This is a genomic window from Pseudomonas sp. FG98 (assembly GCF_057808595.1).
Genome location: NZ_JBMDIJ010000045.1, coordinates 1 through 20,965, shown reverse-complemented (window position 1 = coordinate 20,965; position 20,965 = coordinate 1). Strand labels below are relative to the sequence as shown.

The following is a 20,965-nucleotide window of genomic DNA, read 5'->3' as shown; positions in this document are numbered from 1 at the left end:
TCATCGCCGGCAAGCCGGCTCCCACAGGTTTCGCGGTGCACTCGGTCACAGTGGGAGCTGGCGTTGCCAGCGATGAGGCCCGAAAGATCAATACCGGACGATCAGGCCAACCACGGATTACGCAGCAAATGCCCCGCCTCGAAATCCCTGATCTGCGCCGTACGTTGCAAGGTGCTGCCGATCGCATCCAGCCCCAGCACCAGGGCCTCCTTGCGCAGCGGATCGATCTCGAACCGGATGCACTGGCCGTTGCGCAGGCGGATCTCCTGGGCCGGCAGGTCGATGCACAGCTCGGCATCCTCGGCATTGCCCACCAGCCGGCCGATCTCCTGCACGGTGGCCTCGGGCAACTGGACCAGCAGCACGCCGTTGCGCTGGCAGTTGTCGAAGAAGATCCCGGCAAAACTGCTGCCGATCAGCGCGCGAATCCCCAACTGCTTGAGCCCCCACACCGCATGCTCGCGGCTGGAGCCGCAGCCGAAGTTCGGCCCGACCACCAGGAACCGGCTCCAGCGCCACGGCCCCTGGTTGAGCACGAATTCCGGGTTCGCCTGGCCATCGGCAAGAAAGCGCAAGTCAAAGAACACCCCGCGATCCAGCCCGGCGCGGTCGATGCCCTTGAGAAACTGCTTGGGCATGATCACGTCGGTATCGACGTTGGCGGCCAGCAGGGGCGCGGCAGTGCCGCAGACGCTATCGAAAGGTTGCATGTCAGGCCTCCAGGGCGAAGTGGCGAACGTCGGTCAGGTAGCCGCTGACCGCAGCGGCGGCGACCATCGCCGGGCTCATCAGGTGGGTGCGTGCACCGGCGCCCTGGCGGCCTTCGAAGTTGCGGTTGGTACTGGAGGCGCAGCGGTCGCCGGGGCTCAGCACGTCGTCGTTCATCGCCAGGCACATCGAACAGCCTGACTGGCGCCACTCGAACCCTGCCTCGCGAAACACCTGGGCCAGCCCCTCGGCTTCGGCCTGGTCGCGGACCAGGGTCGAGCCAGGGACGATCATCGCCCGCACATGGGCCGCCACCTTGCGTCCGCGCACCACCCGGGCGGCGTCGCGCAGGTCTTCGATGCGGGCGTTGGTGCAGGAGCCGATGAAGGCGTGGCTGATGGTGATTTCGTTGAGCCGGGTGCCCGGCTCCAGGCCCATGTAGCGCAGTGCCCGTTGCAGGTCCTGGCGGCGGATCAGGTCGGGCTCCTGGCTCGGATCCGGCACCTGGGCGCCGATCGGTGCGGCCTGATCCGGGCTGGTGCCCCAGGTAACCATGGGCTCCAGCGCCGCAGCGTCCAGTTCCACCTCGGCGTCGAAGCGCGCGCCGGGGTCACTGTACAGCTCGCGCCAGCGCGCCACCGCCTGGTCCCACAGCTCGCCGCGCGGGGCCCGGGGCTTGTCCTTGAGGTAGGCGAAGACCTTGTCGTCCGGAGCCATGAAGGCGCCCCGGGCGCCGGCTTCCACCGCCATGTTGCAGATGGTCATGCGCGCCTCGACGCTGAGCGCAGTGATGGTCGGGCCGCTGAACTCGATGGCGTAGCCGGTGGCGCCGGAAGCACCGATGCGGCGGATCAGCGCCATGATGATGTCCTTCGAGGTCACGCCGCTGCCCAGGGGCCCGGAAACCTTGACGTGCATGGTCTTCAGGCGTTTGTACACCAGGGTCTGGGTCGCCAGCAGATGCTCGATCTCCGAGGTGCCGATACCGAAGCCGAAGGCGCCCAGCGCGCCGTAGGTGGTGGTGTGGCTGTCACCGGCGGCGACCACCATGCCCGGCAGGATGAAGCCCTGTTCCGGCGCGACCACGTGTTCGATGCCCTGGCGCTTGTCCAGCACGTCGAACAGCTCGATACCGAAGTCCCGGCAATTCTGCTCGAAATACGACACCTGCAAGGCGCCGCCGGCATCCGGCATGGCGGCGATGCGCTGCGGCGCGGTGGGGTTGACGTGGTCGACCACGCACAAGGTCGCCGCCGGTCGCCAGACCTTGCGTCCGGCTTCGCGCAGGCCGCTGAAGGCCTGCGGGCTGGTGTATTCGTTGGCGACCTGGCGGTCGATATACAGCAGCACATGCCCATGTTCGTCCAGGGTGCAGACGCTGTGGGAGTCGATGTGCTTGTCGTAGAGGGTTCTCGGGCTGTTCATGGCAGTGCTCGCGGTTGAATTGTTATGCGAGTCCGAAGACATCGGTGCACGGCCCTTGCGTGGAGGGCCGGACTGCCGGGAAGGATCATTCAATGCATATGGCGCATCAATTGGTGGAATGGAATCGTGAAATTCACGATTCGTGATTAATGCGTAGGCCGTATGGCGTTATTCGAAACGGGTTTCGCCGCTGAACACCAGGGTCTGCCGGCACTTGCGGCACAGATAGCGGCGGCCCTGGCGCACCAGGCCGTGGCGTTGCGCGGAAAACGGGAAGTCGCTGTCGGGGCAGGGGCAGCGATAGATGTAGCGGGTCACGGTACGGCGTTTCACATCGTAGTTGTGGCAACGGTTCGGCGGCAGTTCATAGACCCCGCGCATGATCAGTTGCCATTCCTCGCCGTGGGGCTGGATGCGGTCGCCGAACAGTTGGTGGGCGATCATGTGGGCGACTTCGTGGGCCACGGTCTGGCGCAGGAAATCCTCGCTGTTTTCCCGGTACAGCTGCAGGTTGAAGCGCAGCAGGTTTTCGTGGAGGTGGGCGACACCGGCTTTTTGCCCGCGCAACTTGAAGCTGACCTCGGGGCGCTGGAAGGGACGTTTGAAAAAGGTTTCTGCTTGCTTGTAGCAGTCTTCGACGCGGGTTCTGAGCAGCTCTGGCATGCGTGACGGTACTCCTGAGGCGGCCGATTATGCCGCAATCACCGAAGCGCTGCCGAGACCATTGGTCTGCACATGGAGAGGTCTGCGGACAGAGTCGGGCCGCCTTGCGGCGGCCCGAGGTGTTGCCCCTAGGTTGCTGGCATCTTTTCTAGTTGGTGTAGACGGGCCCCACGCCCAGTCCCCAGGTGATCACGGTAAAGGCCATGATGGCGACCAGCACCACCAGGCCCACCGCCAGCACCGAGCTGGAGAACAGGAAGCCTTCGTCGGAAGGGATGTTCATGAAGGTCGGCAGCCCGACATACAGCAGGTACACCGTGTAGCAGATGGCCGCCGTGCCGACGATCATGCCCAGCCACAGGTGCGGGTACAGCGCCGCCAGGCCGCCGATGAACAGCGGGGTAGCGGTGTAAGTGGCGAACGCGATGCATTGCGCCAGGCTCGGATTGGCATCGTAGGTGCGCGCCATCCAGTGGATGAAGGCGCCCATCACCGCGACGCCGGCAAGCATGGCCAGGTACGACATGATGGTCATCCACAGGGCGCTTTCCATGGTCAGCATGACCGGGGCGCGCTCGCCGATGACCCAGCCGACCTGGGTGGTGCCGATAAAGGCCGAAACTGCGGGGATCGCCGCGAGGATCAGGGTATGGGTGAGGTACATGTGGCTGATGGTTTCTTCTTCGCCACGGATTTCCCGCCATTCCTGGTCGGGATGGGTGAACAGCCCTACAACGTGATGGATCATGCCAATCACTCCTACGTCGTTTCCAATCGCCCCCCGTTGGAGCGCTTGCTAGCCCACAAGGCACGGGCCGGACAGGACAGGCCGCTATTGCTGCGGTCTTATGTCGCAGTATAGGAAGGCGTTCGCCGCACAAATCCGCTTTTTTAGAGCAAATCGCGCTGTCAGGGCAGGGCTTGATTTCCTTGCAGTCTTTATCGGATGGGTCTGTGTCGCGCGGCGGTTTGTGCGTAAAATACGCGCCTTTTGTCACACCTCGCGGATTCAAGCGCCATGGGCACCCTTTCGGTCAATCAGAACAAGTTGCAAAAACGCCTGCGCCGTCTCGCCGGCGAAGCCATCACCGACTACAACATGATCGAGGATGGCGACAAGGTCATGGTCTGCCTGTCCGGCGGCAAGGACAGCTACACCATGCTCGACGTTCTGCTGCACCTGCAGAAAGTGGCGCCGATCAAGTTCGAGATCGTCGCGGTGAACATGGACCAGAAGCAGCCCGGCTTCCCCGAGGACGTGCTGCCGGCCTACCTGGCGACCCTGGGCATCGAGTACCACATCGTCGAGAAGGACACCTACTCGGTGGTCAAGGAACTGATCCCGGAAGGCAAGACCACCTGCTCGCTGTGCTCGCGCCTGCGCCGCGGCACCCTGTACACCTTCGCCGACGAGATCGGCGCGACCAAGATGGCCCTCGGTCACCACCGCGACGACATCGTCGAGACCTTCTTCCTCAACATGTTCTTCAACGGCACCATGAAGGCCATGCCGCCGAAGCTGCGTGCCGACGACGGCCGCAACGTGGTGATCCGCCCGCTGGCCTACTGCTCGGAGAAGGACATCCAGGCCTACTCGGACATGCGCGAATTCCCGATCATTCCGTGCAACCTCTGCGGCTCCCAGGAAAACCTGCAACGCCAGGTGGTCAAGGACATGCTGGTGGAGTGGGAACGCAAGACCCCGGGCCGTACCGACAGCATCTTCCGCGCCCTGCAGAACGTGGTGCCGTCGCAACTGGCCGACCGCAACCTGTTCGACTTCACCAGCCTGCGCATCGACGAGAACGCGCCGGCGCGTTTCCTCGACGTGCTGAACATCTGACCCATGCGCGACTACCAGTGGCTGCATGAGTACTGCCTTAACCGCTTCGGCTCCGCGGCCGCGCTGGAGGCTTACCTGCCCCAGCCGAAAACCCCGGAGCAGTTGCGCGCGATCAGCGACGACCGCTACCTCTCGACCCTGGCCCTGCGTGTGTTCCGCGCCGGGCTCAAGCACAGCCTGGTGGACGCCAAGTGGCCGGCGTTCGAGCAAGTGTTCTTCGGCTTCGACCCGGAGAAGGTGGTGCTGATGGGCGCCGAGCACCTGGAGCGGCTGATGCAGGACACCCGCCTGATCCGTCACCTGGGCAAGCTCAAGAGCGTGCCGCGCAACGCGCAGATGGTGCTCGACGTGCAAAAGGAGAAGGGTAGTTTCGGCGCGCTGATCGCCGACTGGCCGGTGACCGATATCGTCGGCCTGTGGAAGTACCTGGCCAAGCACGGCAACCAGTTGGGCGGGCTGTCGGCGCCGCGGTTCCTGCGCATGGTCGGCAAGGATACCTTCATTCCCACCGATGACATGTCGGCGGCCTTGATCGCCCAGGGCGTGGTCGACAAGCAGCCCACCAGCCAGCGCGACCTGGCGCTGGTGCAGGAAGCCTTCAACCAGTGGCACGCCGAAAGCGGGCGGCCGCTGTGCCAGTTGTCGGTGATGCTGGCGCATACCGTCAATCATTGATGGTGTTCTTTAGGGCCTCATCGCTGGCAACGCCAGCTCCCACAGGTTCCGTGTACAACACTAAACCTTGTGGGAGCCGGCCGGGCGGCGATCCGATTGCCGGCGATGAGGCCCTTAAATCAAACAGATCCTTCCCCTGCCATCCGCCGATCAAACTGAAACCGCCAGCGGATATACAGCAAGGCACTGACGAACAACGTCACGCTGATCACCACCTCCAGCCAGCCGAACAGTGCCCGCGCCGGGTCGAATGCCGCTTCCACCCCCATGATGAAGTACAGGTTGAGCACGAAGCACATCCAGGCATGGGCGCGGGCGCTGCCGCCAATCATCCCCGGCGCCACCAGCGCCAGCGGCAGCAACTGCACGCCGAGGATCACCCAGCTGCGCGCGCCGTGCAGGTCGGTGAAGAACAACGTCTTCACCACCACCAGCAGTACCAGGCTGACAAACGCCAGCATGCTCAGGGCACGGGTCAGGCGCACCCGCGGCTCCAGCCATTCGGCGGGCGGAAGAATCTTCGGCTTTTTAGCCACGCCCGTTCTCCAGCAATTTCGCGGTGCTCGCCAGGCGCTGGCCGAGGGCCCGGCACAGGGCGATCTCGTCGGCGTCCAGGTCGCGCTTGCCATCGGCCCCGGCATGGTGGCTGGCGCCATAGGGCGTACCGCCGCCACGGGTCTCGATCAGCGCCGATTCACTGTAGGGCAGGCCCATGATCAGCATGCCGTGGTGCATCAGCGGCAGCAGCATCGACAGCAGGGTCGATTCCTGGCCGCCGTGCAGGCTGGCGGTGGAGGTGAACACCGCAGCTGGCTTGCCCACCAGGCCGCCGCTCAGCCACAGGCTGCTGGTGCCATCGATGAAGTACTTGAGCGGCGCCGCCATGTTGCCGAAGCGGGTCGGGCTGCCCAGGGCCAGGCCGGCGCAGTTGCGCAGGTCGTCGAGGGTGGCGTAGAGGGCGCCGGTCTCGGGGATCGACGGGGCCACCGCTTCGCATTCGGTGGAGATCGCCGGCACCGTGCGCAGGCGTGCTTCCAGGCCGGCCAGTTCGACGCCACGGGCGATCTGCCGGGCCATCTCGCTGGTGGAGCCGTGGCGGCTGTAATAGAGGATCAGGATGTACGGCTGGCTCACGGCAGGATCTCCAGCACTTTTTCCGGCGGACGACCGATGACCGCCTTGTCGCCGGCCACCAGGATCGGCCGTTCGATCAGCTTGGGATGCTCGGTCATGGCGGCGATCAACTGATCGTCGCTCAGGGCCGGGTTGGCCAGGTCGAGGCTCTTGTATTCGTCCTCGCCCGTGCGCAGCAACTGGCGGGCGCCGATGCCCAGCTTGCCGAGCAGGGCCTTGAGGGTCGCCGCGTCCGGCGGGGTTTCCAGGTAGCGCACCACCTCGGGGGCGAGGCCGCGGGCTTCGAGCAGTTCCAGCGCGCCACGGGATTTGGAGCAGCGCGGGTTGTGGTAGAGCGTCAGGTCGGTCATGTCAGGGTCGCATACGGCTGTGAGTGGCGGGTATTCTAACCGCAGCAAACCGGCATATTGCCTGAATCTTGAAGAAGGATTGACCCATGACAAGGCGTTTGGCAGCAGCCCTGGCCATCAGCATGAGCCTGATGCTCGGTGGTTGCGGTGCGGACTACGGCCTCGACCAGAACGGCAACACGGTGAAAGCCGAGCAACTCGACGGACGCTGGATCGTCCTCAACTACTGGGCCGAATGGTGCGGCCCGTGCCGGGTGGAGATTCCCGAGCTGAATCACTTTGCCAAGGAGTGGCAGGGCCAGGGCGTGACCGTGGTCGGAGTGAACTTCGACGGCTTGCAGGGCGAGGAACTGAAGAAATCGGTGGAAACCATGGGCATCGGCTTCACCGTGCTGGCCCAGGACCCGGCCGAGCGCTATGACCTGCCGCGGGCCGAAGGCTTGCCGGTGACCTACATCATCGACGACAAGGGCAAGGTGCGTGAGCAGTTGATGGGCGAGCAGACCGAGGCGGGGCTGGTGGAGAAGATCAAGGCCCTCAAAGGCGCCTGACTCGACGCGGACCTTGTGGGAGCTGGCTTGCCAGCGATGACAGTAGTGAATTCACTATTGCAATCGCTGGCAAGCCAGCTCCCACAGGTTTTTCGCAAGCCTTCAGATATCAGCCTTCCTCAGGCCAGAAGCGCAGCGGCTTGCCCTCGGCCGGCCAGAAGCGGATCTGCTCGATCGGCGAGACATCCCAGCGCTCCACCTTGGTCAGCGCCTGCAAGAAGCGTTTTTCCTGCTCCATCACCGCCGGCGCGCACAGCTTGCGGGTGCTGCCGATGGTGCCGAAGCTGAGCTGGTCGCCCGCCAGGCTGTACTGGGCGAACCAGTGGTTGCAGCCGGCGTTGCCATAGGCGCGGCCGTCGTCGGCGAGGGTCAGGGTCAGGTGGCTGTAGTCCATCAGCGGGCGTTCGCCGATCCACTCCAGCACATAGCTGCGTTCCTTCTGCAGCTTCACCGGCTCGGCCGCGCAGCCCGCCAGGGCCGCGACCACCGCGCCGCTCAATAACAGCTTGTTCACTGCGCCTGCTCCCGGCATTTCGGGCACAGGTGCTTGTCGCCCTTGGTCGCCCAGCCCAGCTCGGCGATACGCGCCACGGCGGCCGGTTGCTGGGCTTTCTTGCCGAGCTTGGCATCCACCGCGAATTCGAAGTCGAGGACCGCCTCGCAGCCATTGCACTGGACCTGCCACTGGTGGATGGCCAATTCGCCGAAGACCGGACCGGTGGCCACCGCGACCCACTGGCCGCGCGGGTTGATCAGGTGGCGGACGCTGTCGACGGTCAGGCGCATGGACAAGTCCTTGCTGCCCTTGAGGGTGACCAGCAGGACGTCGCCTTTCTGGATCGAGCCGCCGTTGCCGGTGACCTGGTAACGGCCAGGCACCAGCGCGCGGCATTCGATCAGGGTGTGTTGCGGGTTGAAGAGGGTGTAGCGGAAATCGTGTTCGACCATGGGGCCTCCAAATTTGCCGCGTATCCTACCTCATCCCTCCACCAGATTCTGCGGCTCGCCGACCATCCATCGGGCGATGTTGTCCAGGGTGGTCGCGGCAATGGCTGCCAGTGCCTCGCGGGTCAGGAAGGCCTGGTGGGCGGTGACGATGACATTGGGGAAGGTCAGCAGCCGCGCCAGCACGTCATCCTGCAACGGCTGGTCGGAGCGGTCCTCGAAGAAGATCTGCGCTTCTTCCTCGTACACGTCCAGCCCCAGATAACCCAGGTGGCCGCTTTTCAGGGCCTCGATCAGTGCCGGGGTGTCCACCAGCGCGCCGCGTCCGGTGTTGATCAGCATGGCGCCGGGCAGCAGGTTGCCAAGGCTCTGGATGTTGATCAGGTGCTTGGTCTGCGGAGTCAGCGGGCAGTGCAGGCTGATGATGTTGGACTGGCGCAGCAGTTGCTCCAGCGGCAGGTAGCGCGCGCCCAGGGCTTCGACCTGCGGATTGGGGTACGGATCGTAGGCCAGCAACTGGCAGCCGAAGCCGGCCATGATGCGGGCGAAGGCCAGGCCGATCTGCCCGGTGCCGACCACGCCGACGGTCTTGCCATGCAGGTCGAAGCCGGTCAGGCCATGCAGGCTGAAATCCCCTTCGCGGGTGCGGTTGTAGGCGCGGTGCAGGCGCCGGTTGAGGGCCAGGATCAGTGCCACCGCATGCTCCGCCACCGCATGCGGCGAATAGGCCGGGACCCGGGTCACGGTCAGGCCCAGGCGCCGGGCAGCGGCCAGGTCGACATGGTTGTAGCCGGCCGAGCGCAGGGCGATCAGGCGTGTGCCGGCGGCGGCCAGGCGCTCCAGCACCGGTGCCGAAAGGTCATCGTTGATGAAGGCGCAGACCACTTCATGGCCGGCGGCGAGGGTGGCGGTGTCCTCGGTCAGGCGGGCGGGCTGGAAGTGCAGCTCCAGCCCGGCGACTGCCGGGGCGGCGGTGAAACTGTCCTGGTCATAGGACTGGCTGCTGAAAAACAAGACGCGCATCGCACATGCTCCCTGATGGCCGAGTGGCCAGTGTAGCCAAGTGCCGTATGCGCGCCTTGCTTCAGGTCAGGCGCTCTGGCGCGCGGCGTGGGTCAGGCGGTCGATGGCCCGCTCCAGGTCGTCGAGGGACTGCTGCGCCTGCGGATCGTCCTGCTTGAGCAGGGTTTCGCTGCGCTGGCAGGCGGCGCGCAATTGCGGCACGCCGCAGTAGCGGGTGGCGCCATTGAGCCGGTGTACGCGCTCGATGGTCGCGGCGCGGTCGCCGGTATCGCGGGCGGCGCGGATCGCATGGCGGTCGGACTCCAGCGAGGCCAGCAGCATCGCCAGCATGTCCGCGGCCAGGTCCGGCTTGCCGGCGGCCAGGCGCAGGCCTTCCTCCGGGTCGAGCACCTTGAGTTCGCTACTGCCGTAGTGGTTGCCGCTGCTGCGCTCGTCTCGCGCCACGTTCACGGCCATGCCGGTCCATTTCTGCACCACCTGGGCCAGTTGCCGGTCGCTGATCGGCTTGGTCAGGTAGTCGTCCATGCCGCTGTGCAGCAGGGCGCGTTTTTCGTTGGCCATGGCATGGGCGGTGAGGGCCACGATGGGCAGCGCCTGGCCGCCATGGCCGGCTTCCCAGCGACGGATCTGCTCGGTGCATTCGCGACCGTCCATGCCCGGCATCTGCACGTCCATCAGCACCAGGTCGAAGCTGTCCTGCTGCACCGCCTTGAGCGCGGCCTTGCCGCTGTCCACCGCCAGCACCTCGGCACCGAGGTCTTCCAGCAGGGTCTGCACCAGCAGCAGGTTGGCCGGGTTGTCGTCGACGCACAGCACCTTGGGCAGCCGCTGGCCGGGCACGGTCTTCAACTCGCCCTGGCTGCGCCGCGGCTGGACCAGTTCGAGCAGGGCGCGGCGCAGTTTGCGCGTGCACGCCGGCTTGGCGTAGAGCTGGCCGTGGGCATTGGGCAGGAACGGGTGGTACAGGGTTTGCTCGGTGGTCGGGCACAGCACCAGGGCCTTGCAGGCGAACTGCTCCAGGCGCTGGATCAACTGGCCCAGGCGCTCCGGCGCGGTGTCGTGCAGGTTGACCCCGAGCACCGCCAGCTCGAAGGGCTGTCCGGCCAGATGGGCGGCCTCGACCGCGACCAGCAGTTGCTCCGGCGAATTGAAGGTGCTGACCGCCAGGCCGCAGTCTTCCAGTTGATGCTCCAGCGCCTGGCGCGCCAGGTCGTGGTTGTCGGTGATCGCCGTGCGCCGCTGGTGCAGGGCCGGCAGCGGCTGGTCCTCGGTGGTATCGCGGGCGCGCGGCAGGCTCAGGCTGATCCAGAACTGCGAGCCTTCTCCCGGCGTGCTGTCGACGCCGATCTCGCCGCCCATCTGCTCGATCAGGCGCTTGGAGATCACCAGGCCCAGGCCGGTGCCGCCGGGTTGGCGCGACAGCGAGTTGTCGGCCTGGCTGAAGGCCTGGAACAGCGCCCGCACATCCTGGGCCGAGAGGCCGATCCCGGTGTCCTGGATGCAGATGCGCAACTGCACCGAGTCCTCGCGCTCGTCCTCGAGCATGGCGCGGGCGACGATGGTGCCCTCGCGGGTGAACTTGATCGCGTTGCTGACCAGGTTGGTGAGGATCTGCTTCAGCCGCAGCGGGTCGCCGATCAGCGACAGCGGGGTATCGCGGTAGACCAGGCTGACCAGTTCGAGCTGCTTGGCGTGGGCGGCCGGGGCGAGGATGGTCAGGGTGTCCTGGATCAGGTCGCGCAGGTTGAACGGAATGCTCTCCAGCACCAGCTTGCCGGCCTCGATCTTCGAGAAGTCGAGGATCTCGTTGATGATCCCCAGCAGGCTGTCGGCGGATTTCTCGATGGTGCCGAGGTAGTCGTGCTGGCGCGGGGTCAGCTCGCTTTTCTGCAACAGGTGGGTGAAGCCGAGGATGCCGTTGAGCGGCGTACGGATCTCGTGGCTCATGTTGGCGAGGAATTCGGACTTGATCCGGCTGGCCTCGATCGCCTCCTTGCGCGCCATGTCCAGCTCGATGTTCTGGATCTCGATGGTTTCCAGGTTCTGCCGCACGTCCTCGGTGGCCTGGTCGATGCTGTGCTGGAGTTCCTCGTGGGCGCTGTGCAGGGTCTCGGCCATGCGGTTGATGCCGGCGGCCAGTTCGTCCAGCTCGTAGCTGCCCATGCTCGGCAGGCGTTCTTCCAGGTTGCCGTCCTTGAGCTGGCTGACCGCATGCTTGATCTGTCCGATCGGACCGTTGATCGCCCGGCTCATGCGCAGGGCGAGCAGGGTGGTGGCCATCAGGCCGAGGAGGATCAGCAGCATGCTGGCGAACAGTGCGCGATAGCCGCGCAGCAAGGTGCTGCTATGGGAGATCTCGATCTCGACCCAGCCCAGCAGACGGTCGGATTCCTGGGGCAGGGGATCGTCGGCAAGGTCGCGGTGATAGCCGAATACGGGCAGCAGGTAGCGCGTGGCATCGCTGCCGGCACGTTGCAGCATCTGCGTGCCGCCGCCGGCGGGAGGCTTGTTGAGCATGCTCGGCCCGGCATGGGCGAGGCTGCTGCGGTCCGGGCCGAGGAACGACACGGCGCGCACATCGGCCTGTTCCAGAGTCTGTGCGGCAATCCGTTCAAGCTGCGCCCGGTCCTTGCGCGCCAGGCCCGGGCCGACCAGCGGTGCCAGGCTCTCGGTGATCATCCGCCCGCGCTGGAGCAGTTCGGTCTGCAGCTCGTTCTGCTGCAGCCAGGTGAAGTAGCCGCCGAGCACCAGGGCCATGGCGCCGGCCGGCACCACGGCGAGCAAGAGCACGCGAGTCCTGATTCCAAAACGATTCAGCACGCCCGATCTCCTGTGTCTGCGCGGCGCTGGATGGGAAGAAAGCTACCGCGAGTGTCGGCGTAATGCACTGTTTGTCTCTCCTGAGCGAACCGGGCTTTGTACTAGGGTCTGGTTGCCTGGGGGAAGTTATTGCTCAATAATCGCGCGATTGAGAATTGCTAGCAGCCGCCAATGAATCCCGACGTCATCCGAAACCCCAACATTCTCGCGATCGAGGACGATCCGGTACTGGGTGCTTATCTGCACGAGCAACTGGAGCGTAGTGGCTTTCTCGTGACCTGGTGCCGCAACGGTCGCGATGGTCTGGACCAGGCGCGCCAGCAGCACTTCGACGTGGTGCTGATGGATATCCTGCTGCCGGGCATGACCGGTCTCGACGCCCTGGTGCAGTTGCGCGAGCGCAGCGGCACGCCGGTGATAATGATGTCGGCCCTTGGCGCCGAGGCGGACCGCATCACCGGTTTCCAGCGCGGCGCCGACGACTACCTGCCCAAGCCGTTCAGCATGACCGAGCTGCGCGTGCGGATCGAGGCGATCCTGCGCCGGGTCGACCTGGAACGGCGCTATTCCCCTGTGGCCAAGGCCCCCGCCGGCGAGCTGCGCTTCGATGACGAGGTCAGCGATGTCTGTCATGAGGGCCAGTGGGCGGGCCTGACGCCCAGCGAATACCGGGTGCTCGACATTCTCCAGCGCAGCCCCGACGAGGTGCTGAGCAAGCCCTTCCTTTACCAGCATGTGCTGCAACGCGGTTATTCGCGCCACGACCGCAGCCTGGACATGCATGTCAGCCAGATCCGCCGCAAGCTCAAGGCCATCGGCTACCAGGAGCGCCAGGTGCGCACCGTGTGGGGCCAGGGCTACATCCTGAGCGCCGGCGAGGACCAGTGATTTGCCCAATCGTCATTCGCTGTTCTGGAAACTGGCGATCCTCATGGTGGGCTTCTGCCTGCTGCTGATCGGCCTGACCCTGTCGTGGGGTCGACAGATGGAGGTACGCAACGCCTACCTCGCGGCCGACGCCCGTGCCGTGCTGGAGGGCTATGCCGCCGAGGCCGAGCGGGCGCTGGAGAGCGGCGGCACCGCCGGCGTCGACCTGTGGCTGACCGGCATGCGCGAGCGCGAGCGCGGCTTTATCAGCGTGATCGGCCCCGACTTGCAACCCCTGGGCAGCCTGCCGCTGACCGATGCCGAAGTGGAGCGCCTGACCAACCTGCGCGGTGTCGATCGACCGGTCAGCCGTCACTCCAGCACCGCGCCGTGGATGCGCGTGCCGTTTCCCAACGACTCGGCCCTCGGCAGCCTGGTGATCGAGCTGCCCCGCCGACTGATTCCCGACCGCTGGAACCTGCTGTTCTGGCGCATGGTCACCAATGGCCTGATTCCCGGCCTGCTGACCCTGCTGTTCTGTGTCGGCCTGTACCGCATGCTGATCCGTCCGCTGCACCAATTGCGCGACCAGGCCAACGCCTGGCGCGCCGAGCGCCTGACCGCCCGGGTAGCCAGCACCACCACCAGCCGCCATGACGAGTTCGGTGAGCTGGGGCGTGCCTTCGACGACATGGCCGAGCGCCTGCAAGGCACCGTGGCCCTGCAACAGCAACTGCTGCGCGATCTTTCCCACGAGCTGCGCACGCCGCTGAGCCGCTTGCAGGTGGCCAGTGACAGCGAGGAAGACCCGACATGCCTGCGCGAGCGCCTGGGCCGCGAGGTCGAAGGCATGCAACGGCTGGTCGAGGATGCCCTGCAACTGGCCTGGCTGGATGCCGAGCGGGCGCCGCTGCCGTGCGAGCCGATCCAGATCGCCGCCCTGTGGGAAATGCTCTGCGAGGATGCCTGCTTCGAAACCGCCTGGCCGCGGGCCCAACTGCGTTGCGAGCTGGACGGCGACTGCTGGGTGATGGGCCATCTCAACAGCCTGGCCCAGGCCCTGGAAAACATCCTGCGCAATGCCATTCGCCATTCCCCGGCGGACGGCGTGATCCGCCTCGGCGGCCAGCACCAGGGCGAGTACTGGCTGCTGTGGCTGGAGGATGAAGGCGGCGGGGTGGCGGAAGCCGAGCTGGAGCGGATCTTCGCCGCCTTCACCCGTCTCGATGGTTCACGCCCCGGCGATGGCGGCTTCGGCCTGGGCCTGAGCATTGCCCGCAACGCCATGCAGCGCCAGGGCGGGCGCCTGTGGGCGCAGAACGGTGCGCGCGGCCTGCGCCTGAATTTCCACTTGCTGGCGGCCAGGCCAGAGGCTTATAGCAATCCGCTATAACGCGCGCATATTGCGTGATATGGGGCGCGACGGTTTGCCGGTATGATAGGCGGCCCCGTGAGTCTGGATTGCGAAAACGCCATGACCTTGCAGTACCCCACCATCGCCGATTGCGTCGGCAACACCCCTCTGGTTCGCCTGCAACGCATGGCCGGTGACACCAGCAACACGCTCCTGGTGAAGCTCGAAGGCAACAACCCGGCGGGTTCGGTCAAGGACCGTCCGGCGCTGTCGATGATCACCCGCGCCGAGCTGCGCGGCCAGATCAAGCCAGGCGACACCCTGATCGAGGCGACCTCCGGCAATACCGGGATCGCCCTGGCCATGGCGGCGGCGATCAAGGGCTACAAGATGATCCTGATCATGCCCGACAACTCCACCGCCGAACGCAAGGCGGCGATGACCGCCTATGGCGCCGAGCTGATCCTGGTCAGCAAGGAAGAGGGCATGGAAGGCGCGCGCGATCTCGCCGAGCGCCTGCGCGACGAGGGGCGCGGCCTGGTCCTCGACCAGTTCGGCAACGGTGACAATCCCGAGGCCCACTACGTCAGCACCGGCCCGGAAATCTGGCGCCAGACCGGCGGCAACATCACTCATTTCATCAGCTCCATGGGTACCACCGGCACCATCATGGGTTGCTCGCGTTACCTCAAGGAGCAGAAGCCCGAGATCCAGATCGTCGGCCTGCAACCGATGGAAGGTTCGGCCATCCCCGGCATCCGTCGCTGGCCGCAGGAATACCTGCCGTCGATCTTCGATGCCAGCCGCGTCGATCGCGTGGTCGACATGGCCCAGAGCGAGGCCGAGGACGTAACCCGTCGCCTGGCCCGGGAAGAGGGCATTTTCTGTGGCGTGTCTTCCGGTGGTGCGGTCGCGGCGATGCTGCGCCTGTCCCGCGAAGTGGAAAACGCGACCATGGTGGCGATCATCTGTGACCGTGGCGACCGCTATCTGTCGACCGGCCTGTTCGACGCGGATCGCTGATGTCCAAAGGTAAACGTAACGGCGGCCTGCGCTTCCAGCCGGCCGGCGGCAGCCGCGCGCCCCAGGTGCCGGCGGGCAAGAAACAGCGCCTGACGATCGAACGCCTGGCCGGCGACGGTCGTGGCATCGCTTTCGTCGAGGGCCGCACCTGGTTCGTCAGCGGCGCCCTGGGCGGCGAAGAGGTCGAGGCGCGGGTGCTCAACGCCCATGGCAAAGTGGTCGAGGCACGCCTGGAGCGGGTCTTCAGCGCCAGCCCGCAGCGGCGCGAGGCGCCGTGCCGGCACTTCGACCGTTGTGGTGGCTGCAACCTGCAACACCTGCCCCATGCCGATCAACTCGAACTCAAGCAGCGCCTGCTCGCCGAACAGCTGCAGCGGGTCGCTGGCGTCGTCCCCGAGCAATGGGCCGCACCGCTGAGCGGGCCGGAATTCGGCTATCGTCGCCGCGCCCGGGTCGCCGTGCGCTGGGACCAGAAAGCGAAAAAGCTGGAAGTCGGTTTCCGTGCCGAAGCCAGCCAGGACATCGTTGCCATCGACGACTGCCCGGTGCTGGTACAGCCCTTGCAGTCGGTGATGCGCCATCTGCCGTTGCTCTTGCAAAGCCTGGGCAAGCCACAGGTGGTCGGCCATGTCGAACTGTTCAGCGGTACGGCCCTGGCCATGTTGGTGCGGCACACCGCGCCGTTGGGCGAGGCTGACCTGGGCAAGCTGAAGGCGTTCTGTGTCGAAGCCGGCGTGCAACTGTGGCTGCAAGGCGAAGGCGAACCGGCACCAGTGGAACCCGATCACACCCTCGGTTTCGAACTGCAACCGTGGAACCTGACCCTGGCCTACCGTCCGGGCGATTTCGTCCAGGTCAACGCCGGGGTCAACACCGCAATGATCGAACAGGCCCTCGACTGGCTCGCCCCAAAGCAGGACGAGCGCGTACTGGACCTGTTCTGCGGCCTGGGCAATTTCGCCCTGCCGCTGGCGCAGAAGGCCGCCGAAGTGGTAGCGGTGGAAGGGGTGCAGGTGATGGTCGATCGCGCCGCCGCCAATGCCCTTGGCAATAATTTGAATAATGTTCGCTTTTTTCAGGCGGATTTATCCCACCCACTGGCAGCGTCCGGGTGGGCGGCGGAAGGCTTTTCTGCGGTACTCTTGGACCCACCGCGCGACGGTGCCTACGAGGTCGTCAGAAAAATCTCCGCACTGGGTGCGAAACGATTGGTCTATGTGTCGTGCAATCCGGCGACACTGGCCCGCGATACGCTTGAATTGATCAAGCAGGGTTACCGGTTAAAAAGGGCCGGGATCCTCGACATGTTCCCGCAGACAGCGCATGTCGAGGCCATGGCGTTATTCGAGGTGGGTTAGCTGTGCTGGCCGCCCGGTGTCGTGCCTTCATCGTTCATATGGCACGACACCCGAGTTTTCAGGCGCATCGAGCATGCGCTGCAGGAAAAGGTAAACAAAGATGGTACAGGTGAGAGTGCACCAGCCGGTCAACACCGACGGCAGTATCAATCTCGATGCATGGCTGGACCATGTGTGCAGCGTCGATGCGGCGCTGGACCGTGAAGCCCTGAAGATTGCCTGCGAGTTCGCCCAGGAAATCGAGAAGCAGGGCAACCAGGCCAAACACTCCTGGGCCGACGGCACGTCGAGTTTCCAGGCCGGTCTGGAAATCGCCGAAATCCTCGCGGACCTCAAGCTCGACCAGGATTCGCTGGTCGCCGCGATCATCTACCGCGGTGTGCGCGAGGGCCGTGTGACCCTGTCCGAGGTCGCCCAGCGTTTCGGCCCGGTGGTCTCCAAGCTGATCGACGGCGTGCTGCGCATGGCCGCCATCAGCGACAGTCTCAATCCCCGCCATTCCCTGGTGCTGGGTTCCCAGGCCCAGGTCGAGAACCTGCGCAAGATGCTCGTGGCCATGGTCGACGACGTGCGCGTGGCCCTGATCAAGCTGGCCGAACGCACCTGCGCGATCCGCGCGGTGAAGGGCGCCGATGACGAGAAGCGCCACCGCGTCGCTCGCGAGGTGTTCGACATCTACGCGCCGCTGGCCCACCGCCTGGGCATCGGCCATATCAAGTGGGAGCTGGAAGACCTGTCCTTCCGCTACCTGGAACCCGACCAGTACAAGCAGATCGCCAAGCTCCTGCACGAGCGCCGGCTCGACCGTGAGCGCTTCATCAACGACGTCATGGCGCAGTTGCAGAACGAACTGCTGGCCACCGGGGTCAAGGCCGATATCAGCGGCCGGGCGAAACATATCTATTCGATCTGGCGCAAGATGCAGCGCAAGGGCCTGGAATTCAGCCAGATCTACGACGTCCGTGCGGTGCGCGTGCTGGTCCCGGAAATGCGCGACTGCTACACCGCGCTGGGTATCGTCCACACCCTCTGGCGGCACATTCCCAAGGAGTTCGACGACTACATCGCCAACCCCAAGGAAAACGGCTACCGCTCGCTGCACACCGCGGTGATCGGTCCCGAGGGCAAGGTGCTCGAGGTGCAGATCCGCACCCACGCCATGCACGAGGAAGCCGAGCTCGGCGTCTGTGCGCACTGGCGTTACAAGGGCACCGATGTCAAGTCCGGCTCCAACCACTACGAAGAGAAGATCTCCTGGCTGCGCCAGGTGCTGGAGTGGCACGAGGAACTGGGCGACATCGGCGGCCTGGCCGAGCAGTTGCGGGTCGATATCGAACCGGACCGGGTCTACGTGTTCACCCCCGACGGCCACGCCATCGACCTGCCCAAGGGCGCCACGCCGCTGGACTTCGCCTACCGCGTGCACACCGAAATCGGCCACAACTGCCGCGGCGCCAAGATCAACGGGCGCATCGTGCCGCTCAACTACAGCCTGCAGACCGGCGAGCAGGTCGAGATCATCACCAGCAAGCACGGCAACCCGAGCCGCGACTGGCTGAACTCCAACCTTGGCTACGTCACCACCTCGCGGGCCCGAGCGAAGATCGTCCACTGGTTCAAGCTGCAGGCCCGCGACCAGAACGTCGCCGCCGGCAAGACCCTGCTGGAACGCGAACTGAGCCGCCTCGGCCTGCCCCAGGTGGACTTCGAGCGCCTGGCGGAAAAAGCCAACCTGCGCACCGCCGAGGACATGTTCGCCTCCCTCGGTGCCGGCGACCTGCGCCTGGCGCACCTGGTCAACGCCGCGCAGCAACTGGTCGAGCCGGAGCGCATCGAGGAAATCGACCTGATCACCCGCAAGGCCAGCGGCTTCAAGCCGGGCAAGCGGGGTGACATCCAGATCCAGGGCGTCGGCAATCTGCTCACCCAGATGGCCGGTTGCTGCCAGCCGCTGCCTGGCGATGCCATCGTCGGCTATATCACCCAGGGTCGCGGCGTGACCATCCACCGCCAGGACTGCGCCTCGGTGCTGCAACTGGCCGGGCGCGAGCCGGAGCGGATCATCCAGGTCAGCTGGGGACCGGTGCCGGTGCAGACCTACCCGGTGGACATCATGGTGCGTGCCTACGACCGTCCGGGTCTGCTGCGCGACGTCTCCCAGGTCCTGCTCAACGAGCGGATCAACGTGCTGGCGGTGAACACCCGCTCGAACAAGGAAGACAACACCGCGCTGATGTCGCTGACCATCGAGATCCCCGGTCTGGACGCCCTCGGTCGTCTGCTCGGGCGGATCTCGCAGTTGCCGAACATCATCGAGACCCGGCGCAACCGCACGCCTTGATTGCCTTCGCCCGCTGCCGTGATGGTGGCGGGCGAATGCGTTGCAACCCTCGGACGAGACCCGACGATGTATTCCCTGGACGACCTGCTGCACCTCATGGCCCGCCTGCGCGATCCGCAATACGGCTGCCCCTGGGACCTGAAACAGACCTACGCCACCATCGTCCCGCACACCCTCGAAGAAGCCTACGAAGTGGCCGACGCCATTGAGCGCGGCGATTTCGAGCACCTCCAGGGCGAGCTCGGCGACCTGCTGTTCCAGGTGGTCTATTACAGTCAACTGGCCCTGGAAGAAGGCCGCTTCGAATTCGCCGGGGTGATCGACAGCATCACCCGCAAGCTGATCCGTCGGCATCCCCACGTTTTCCCCACCGGCGAGCTGTATGCGCCGCTGGACACCCCGCGCCTCGATGAAGATCAGGTCAAGCAGCGCTGGGAAGAGATCAAGGCCGAGGAGCGCGCCGAAAAGGGCGTGCCCGAGCAACTGTCGCTGCTCGACGATGTGCCGGCGGCCCTGCCGGCCTTGTCACGCGCGGCCAAGCTGCAAAAGCGCACGGCCCAGGTCGGTTTCGACTGGCCGGGGCCCTTGCCGGTGCTGGACAAGGTCCGCGAAGAGCTGGACGAAGTGCTGGAAGCCATGGCCGACAACGACGCCGCGGCCCTGGCCGATGAAGTGGGCGATCTGCTGTTCGCCACGGTCAATCTGGCCCGGCACCTGAAGATCGATCCGGAGAACGCCCTGCGTGGCGCCAACGCCAAGTTCGAACGACGCTTCCGTTTTATCGAGCAGGCATTGCGCGACAGCGGGCGTCCGATTGAAGATTGCACCCTCGAAGACTTGGACGCGCTCTGGGGCGAAGCCAAGCGTCAGGAAAAGAACCTGCCCAGCTGCGGCTGAGCGTGATGCATTAAGTGAGTGAACACGATGAGCCTTTCCCTTCGCGACCAATTGCTCAAAGCCGGTCTGGTCAACCAGAAGCAGGTCAAGCAGGTCAACAAAGAGCAGAAGAAACAGAAGCGCCTGGAACACAAGGGCCAGGTCGAAGTCGATGACAGCCAGCAGCGCCTGGCCAAGGACGCCATGGCCGAAAAGGCCGCGCGCGACCAGGAGCTGAACCGCCAGCAGCAGGAAAAGGCCGAGCAGAAGGCCCGTGCCGCGCAGGTCAAGCAACTGATCGAGGTCTCGCGCCTGCCCAAGCTGACCACCGAGGACTACTACAACTTCGTCGACGACAAGAAGGTCAAGCGCATCTCGGTCAATGCCCTGATGCGCAGCAAGCTGAGCAGCGGCTCGCTGGCCATCGTCGCCCATGGCGGTGGGTACGAGATCATCCCGCGCGAGGCCGCGCTGAAGATCCAGGAGCGCGATCCCAAGCGCATCCTCCTGCTCAACACCCAGGTGGAAGAGCCGGATGCCGACGATCCGTATGCCGCCTACGTGATTCCCGATGACCTGATGTGGTGATCGGCTGAAAACGACAAACCCCGCCTTGGCGGGGTTTGTGCTTTCTGGAGAGGCTCAGGACTGCAGGCGTCGGGTTTCCCAGATTTCCAGCTCCATGCGATAGCGGTGGGCTTCCTGTTCAGTGTGGAACATGCCGACCAATTGACCCTGCTGGTGCACATCCCAGATACGCACGCCAGCGGCCACGCCTTCATGGGACAGTTTCGATTCGTCGCGCTCAGTTACTTTGACAGTCATGTGCAAACTCCAAATCCGGTTAACTGCGGCACTCTGTCGCAGGACTCTTTTATAGAATTTGTTAGCTGGCTAAGTAAATTAAAAGCGCCATGAAAGATCTTTCATGCTTGTTCTTGAGGGCCTCATCGCCGGCAATCGGATCGCCGCCCGGCCAGCTCCCACAAGGATCGGCGGAGTACTCCAC

Annotated in this window: 22 protein-coding genes; 10 read left to right on the top strand and 12 right to left on the bottom strand. The window is 65.1% G+C overall.

Annotation, left to right across the window (positions count from 1 at the left end; all coding sequences use genetic code 11):
• Nucleotides 1-101: 101 nt before the first annotated feature.
• From leuD to ACODSK_RS21965, 4 genes are all read right to left on the bottom strand, one after another.
• On the bottom strand, nucleotides 102-710 hold the full coding sequence (gene leuD / locus ACODSK_RS21980; RefSeq protein WP_489019120.1) for a 3-isopropylmalate dehydratase small subunit: 609 nt from the start codon (nucleotides 708-710) through the stop codon (nucleotides 102-104).
• Between the two features lies 1 nt (nucleotide 711).
• Entirely contained in the window at nucleotides 712-2,133 is a 1,422-nt protein-coding gene (gene leuC, locus ACODSK_RS21975; protein WP_489019118.1) for a 3-isopropylmalate dehydratase large subunit, read from the bottom strand.
• Between the two features lie 168 nt (nucleotides 2,134-2,301).
• On the bottom strand, nucleotides 2,302-2,796 hold the full coding sequence (locus ACODSK_RS21970) for a SprT family zinc-dependent metalloprotease (protein WP_489019117.1): 495 nt from the start codon (nucleotides 2,794-2,796) through the stop codon (nucleotides 2,302-2,304).
• Between the two features lie 148 nt (nucleotides 2,797-2,944).
• Complete coding sequence (locus ACODSK_RS21965) at nucleotides 2,945-3,544, bottom strand: Yip1 family protein (RefSeq protein ID WP_458975626.1); 600 nt, start codon at nucleotides 3,542-3,544, stop codon at nucleotides 2,945-2,947.
• 270 nt (nucleotides 3,545-3,814) lie between these two features.
• Between ACODSK_RS21965 and ttcA the strand changes: the two genes are divergently transcribed.
• Nucleotides 3,815-4,639, top strand: a complete 825-nt coding sequence (gene ttcA / locus ACODSK_RS21960) for a tRNA 2-thiocytidine(32) synthetase TtcA (protein ID WP_489019116.1) — start codon at nucleotides 3,815-3,817, stop codon at nucleotides 4,637-4,639.
• A 3-nt stretch (nucleotides 4,640-4,642) separates the two neighbouring features.
• Entirely contained in the window at nucleotides 4,643-5,314 is a 672-nt protein-coding gene (locus ACODSK_RS21955) for a DNA-3-methyladenine glycosylase I (protein WP_489019115.1), read from the top strand.
• 119 nt (nucleotides 5,315-5,433) lie between these two features.
• Here the strand turns inward: ACODSK_RS21955 and ACODSK_RS21950 are convergent, their stop codons facing one another.
• The 3 genes from ACODSK_RS21950 to arsC are packed head-to-tail and all read right to left on the bottom strand — an operon-like array spanning nucleotide 5,434 to nucleotide 6,798.
• Nucleotides 5,434-5,850 (bottom strand): DUF2069 domain-containing protein, encoded by a 417-nt coding sequence (locus ACODSK_RS21950; RefSeq protein ID WP_489019114.1) that lies wholly within the window; start codon nucleotides 5,848-5,850, stop codon nucleotides 5,434-5,436.
• Nucleotides 5,843-6,448, bottom strand: a complete 606-nt coding sequence (gene wrbA, locus ACODSK_RS21945) for an NAD(P)H:quinone oxidoreductase (protein ID WP_484580425.1) — start codon at nucleotides 6,446-6,448, stop codon at nucleotides 5,843-5,845. The genes ACODSK_RS21950 and wrbA overlap by 8 nt, the downstream gene beginning before the upstream one ends.
• Nucleotides 6,445-6,798, bottom strand: coding sequence for an arsenate reductase (glutaredoxin) (gene arsC, locus ACODSK_RS21940; protein ID WP_489019113.1), 354 nt, complete (start codon nucleotides 6,796-6,798; stop codon nucleotides 6,445-6,447). Before arsC ends, wrbA begins: the two co-directional genes overlap by 4 nt.
• 86 nt (nucleotides 6,799-6,884) lie before the next feature.
• On the opposite strand from arsC, the gene ACODSK_RS21935 reads away from it, so the two are divergent.
• Nucleotides 6,885-7,349, top strand: coding sequence for a TlpA disulfide reductase family protein (locus tag ACODSK_RS21935; protein WP_489019111.1), 465 nt, complete (start codon nucleotides 6,885-6,887; stop codon nucleotides 7,347-7,349).
• Nucleotides 7,350-7,458: 109 nt separating this feature from the next.
• On the opposite strand, the gene ACODSK_RS21930 is transcribed toward ACODSK_RS21935, so the two are convergent.
• From ACODSK_RS21930 to ACODSK_RS21915, 4 genes are all read right to left on the bottom strand, one after another.
• Nucleotides 7,459-7,881: an META domain-containing protein gene (locus ACODSK_RS21930; RefSeq protein ID WP_489019110.1), complete on the bottom strand. Its 423-nt coding sequence runs from the start codon at nucleotides 7,879-7,881 to the stop codon at nucleotides 7,459-7,461.
• Nucleotides 7,860-8,297: a hypothetical protein gene (locus ACODSK_RS21925; protein WP_489019108.1), complete on the bottom strand. Its 438-nt coding sequence runs from the start codon at nucleotides 8,295-8,297 to the stop codon at nucleotides 7,860-7,862. Before ACODSK_RS21925 ends, ACODSK_RS21930 begins: the two co-directional genes overlap by 22 nt.
• 30 nt (nucleotides 8,298-8,327) lie before the next feature.
• Nucleotides 8,328-9,317, bottom strand: a complete 990-nt coding sequence (locus ACODSK_RS21920; RefSeq protein WP_489019107.1) for a 2-hydroxyacid dehydrogenase — start codon at nucleotides 9,315-9,317, stop codon at nucleotides 8,328-8,330.
• A 66-nt stretch (nucleotides 9,318-9,383) separates the two neighbouring features.
• A complete protein-coding gene (locus ACODSK_RS21915; RefSeq protein WP_489019106.1) occupies nucleotides 9,384-12,137 on the bottom strand; it encodes a response regulator in 2,754 nt (917 codons plus the stop codon).
• A 171-nt stretch (nucleotides 12,138-12,308) separates the two neighbouring features.
• On the opposite strand from ACODSK_RS21915, the gene ACODSK_RS21910 reads away from it, so the two are divergent.
• The 7 genes from ACODSK_RS21910 (at nucleotide 12,309) to ACODSK_RS21880 (ending at nucleotide 20,544) form a co-directional block, all read left to right on the top strand.
• Nucleotides 12,309-13,025, top strand: coding sequence for a response regulator transcription factor (locus ACODSK_RS21910; RefSeq protein ID WP_489019105.1), 717 nt, complete (start codon nucleotides 12,309-12,311; stop codon nucleotides 13,023-13,025).
• Between the two features lie 43 nt (nucleotides 13,026-13,068).
• Nucleotides 13,069-14,397 (top strand): sensor histidine kinase, encoded by a 1,329-nt coding sequence (locus ACODSK_RS21905; protein ID WP_489019159.1) that lies wholly within the window; start codon nucleotides 13,069-13,071, stop codon nucleotides 14,395-14,397.
• 81 nt (nucleotides 14,398-14,478) lie between these two features.
• Complete coding sequence (cysM, locus tag ACODSK_RS21900; protein ID WP_489019158.1) at nucleotides 14,479-15,381, top strand: cysteine synthase CysM; 903 nt, start codon at nucleotides 14,479-14,481, stop codon at nucleotides 15,379-15,381.
• Nucleotides 15,381-16,739 carry a 23S rRNA (uracil(1939)-C(5))-methyltransferase RlmD gene (gene rlmD, locus ACODSK_RS21895; RefSeq protein ID WP_489019104.1) on the top strand — a complete coding sequence of 453 codons (1,359 nt, stop codon included), beginning with the start codon at nucleotides 15,381-15,383 and terminating at the stop codon, nucleotides 16,737-16,739. The genes cysM and rlmD overlap by 1 nt, the downstream gene beginning before the upstream one ends.
• 100 nt (nucleotides 16,740-16,839) lie before the next feature.
• Nucleotides 16,840-19,080: a GTP diphosphokinase gene (relA, locus tag ACODSK_RS21890; protein WP_489019103.1), complete on the top strand. Its 2,241-nt coding sequence runs from the start codon at nucleotides 16,840-16,842 to the stop codon at nucleotides 19,078-19,080.
• Between the two features lie 66 nt (nucleotides 19,081-19,146).
• Nucleotides 19,147-19,977 (top strand): nucleoside triphosphate pyrophosphohydrolase, encoded by an 831-nt coding sequence (mazG, locus tag ACODSK_RS21885; protein WP_489019102.1) that lies wholly within the window; start codon nucleotides 19,147-19,149, stop codon nucleotides 19,975-19,977.
• 27 nt (nucleotides 19,978-20,004) lie between these two features.
• Nucleotides 20,005-20,544, top strand: a complete 540-nt coding sequence (locus ACODSK_RS21880; RefSeq protein WP_489019101.1) for a DUF2058 domain-containing protein — start codon at nucleotides 20,005-20,007, stop codon at nucleotides 20,542-20,544.
• Between the two features lie 54 nt (nucleotides 20,545-20,598).
• On the opposite strand, the gene ACODSK_RS21875 is transcribed toward ACODSK_RS21880, so the two are convergent.
• Nucleotides 20,599-20,781, bottom strand: coding sequence for a hypothetical protein (locus ACODSK_RS21875; protein WP_489019100.1), 183 nt, complete (start codon nucleotides 20,779-20,781; stop codon nucleotides 20,599-20,601).
• Nucleotides 20,782-20,965 lie beyond the last annotated feature (184 nt).

Coding starts and splice junctions, on each gene's coding strand:
- arsC (WP_489019113.1), bottom strand. CDS start 6,798: ATGACCGACCTGACGCTCTACCACAACCCGCGCTGCTCCAAATCCCGT.
- cysM (WP_489019158.1), top strand. CDS start 14,479: ATGACCTTGCAGTACCCCACCATCGCCGATTGCGTCGGCAACACCCCT.
- ttcA (WP_489019116.1), top strand. CDS start 3,815: ATGGGCACCCTTTCGGTCAATCAGAACAAGTTGCAAAAACGCCTGCGC.
- ACODSK_RS21955 (WP_489019115.1), top strand. CDS start 4,643: ATGCGCGACTACCAGTGGCTGCATGAGTACTGCCTTAACCGCTTCGGC.
- ACODSK_RS21920 (WP_489019107.1), bottom strand. CDS start 9,317: ATGCGCGTCTTGTTTTTCAGCAGCCAGTCCTATGACCAGGACAGTTTC.
- leuD (WP_489019120.1), bottom strand. CDS start 710: ATGCAACCTTTCGATAGCGTCTGCGGCACTGCCGCGCCCCTGCTGGCC.
- mazG (WP_489019102.1), top strand. CDS start 19,147: ATGTATTCCCTGGACGACCTGCTGCACCTCATGGCCCGCCTGCGCGAT.
- ACODSK_RS21970 (WP_489019117.1), bottom strand. CDS start 2,796: ATGCCAGAGCTGCTCAGAACCCGCGTCGAAGACTGCTACAAGCAAGCA.
- ACODSK_RS21935 (WP_489019111.1), top strand. CDS start 6,885: ATGACAAGGCGTTTGGCAGCAGCCCTGGCCATCAGCATGAGCCTGATG.
- ACODSK_RS21930 (WP_489019110.1), bottom strand. CDS start 7,881: ATGCCGGGAGCAGGCGCAGTGAACAAGCTGTTATTGAGCGGCGCGGTG.
- relA (WP_489019103.1), top strand. CDS start 16,840: ATGGTACAGGTGAGAGTGCACCAGCCGGTCAACACCGACGGCAGTATC.
- leuC (WP_489019118.1), bottom strand. CDS start 2,133: ATGAACAGCCCGAGAACCCTCTACGACAAGCACATCGACTCCCACAGC.
- ACODSK_RS21910 (WP_489019105.1), top strand. CDS start 12,309: ATGAATCCCGACGTCATCCGAAACCCCAACATTCTCGCGATCGAGGAC.
- ACODSK_RS21905 (WP_489019159.1), top strand. CDS start 13,069: ATGGTGGGCTTCTGCCTGCTGCTGATCGGCCTGACCCTGTCGTGGGGT.
- rlmD (WP_489019104.1), top strand. CDS start 15,381: ATGTCCAAAGGTAAACGTAACGGCGGCCTGCGCTTCCAGCCGGCCGGC.
- ACODSK_RS21875 (WP_489019100.1), bottom strand. CDS start 20,781: ATGACTGTCAAAGTAACTGAGCGCGACGAATCGAAACTGTCCCATGAA.
- ACODSK_RS21925 (WP_489019108.1), bottom strand. CDS start 8,297: ATGGTCGAACACGATTTCCGCTACACCCTCTTCAACCCGCAACACACC.
- ACODSK_RS21965 (WP_458975626.1), bottom strand. CDS start 3,544: ATGATCCATCACGTTGTAGGGCTGTTCACCCATCCCGACCAGGAATGG.
- ACODSK_RS21880 (WP_489019101.1), top strand. CDS start 20,005: ATGAGCCTTTCCCTTCGCGACCAATTGCTCAAAGCCGGTCTGGTCAAC.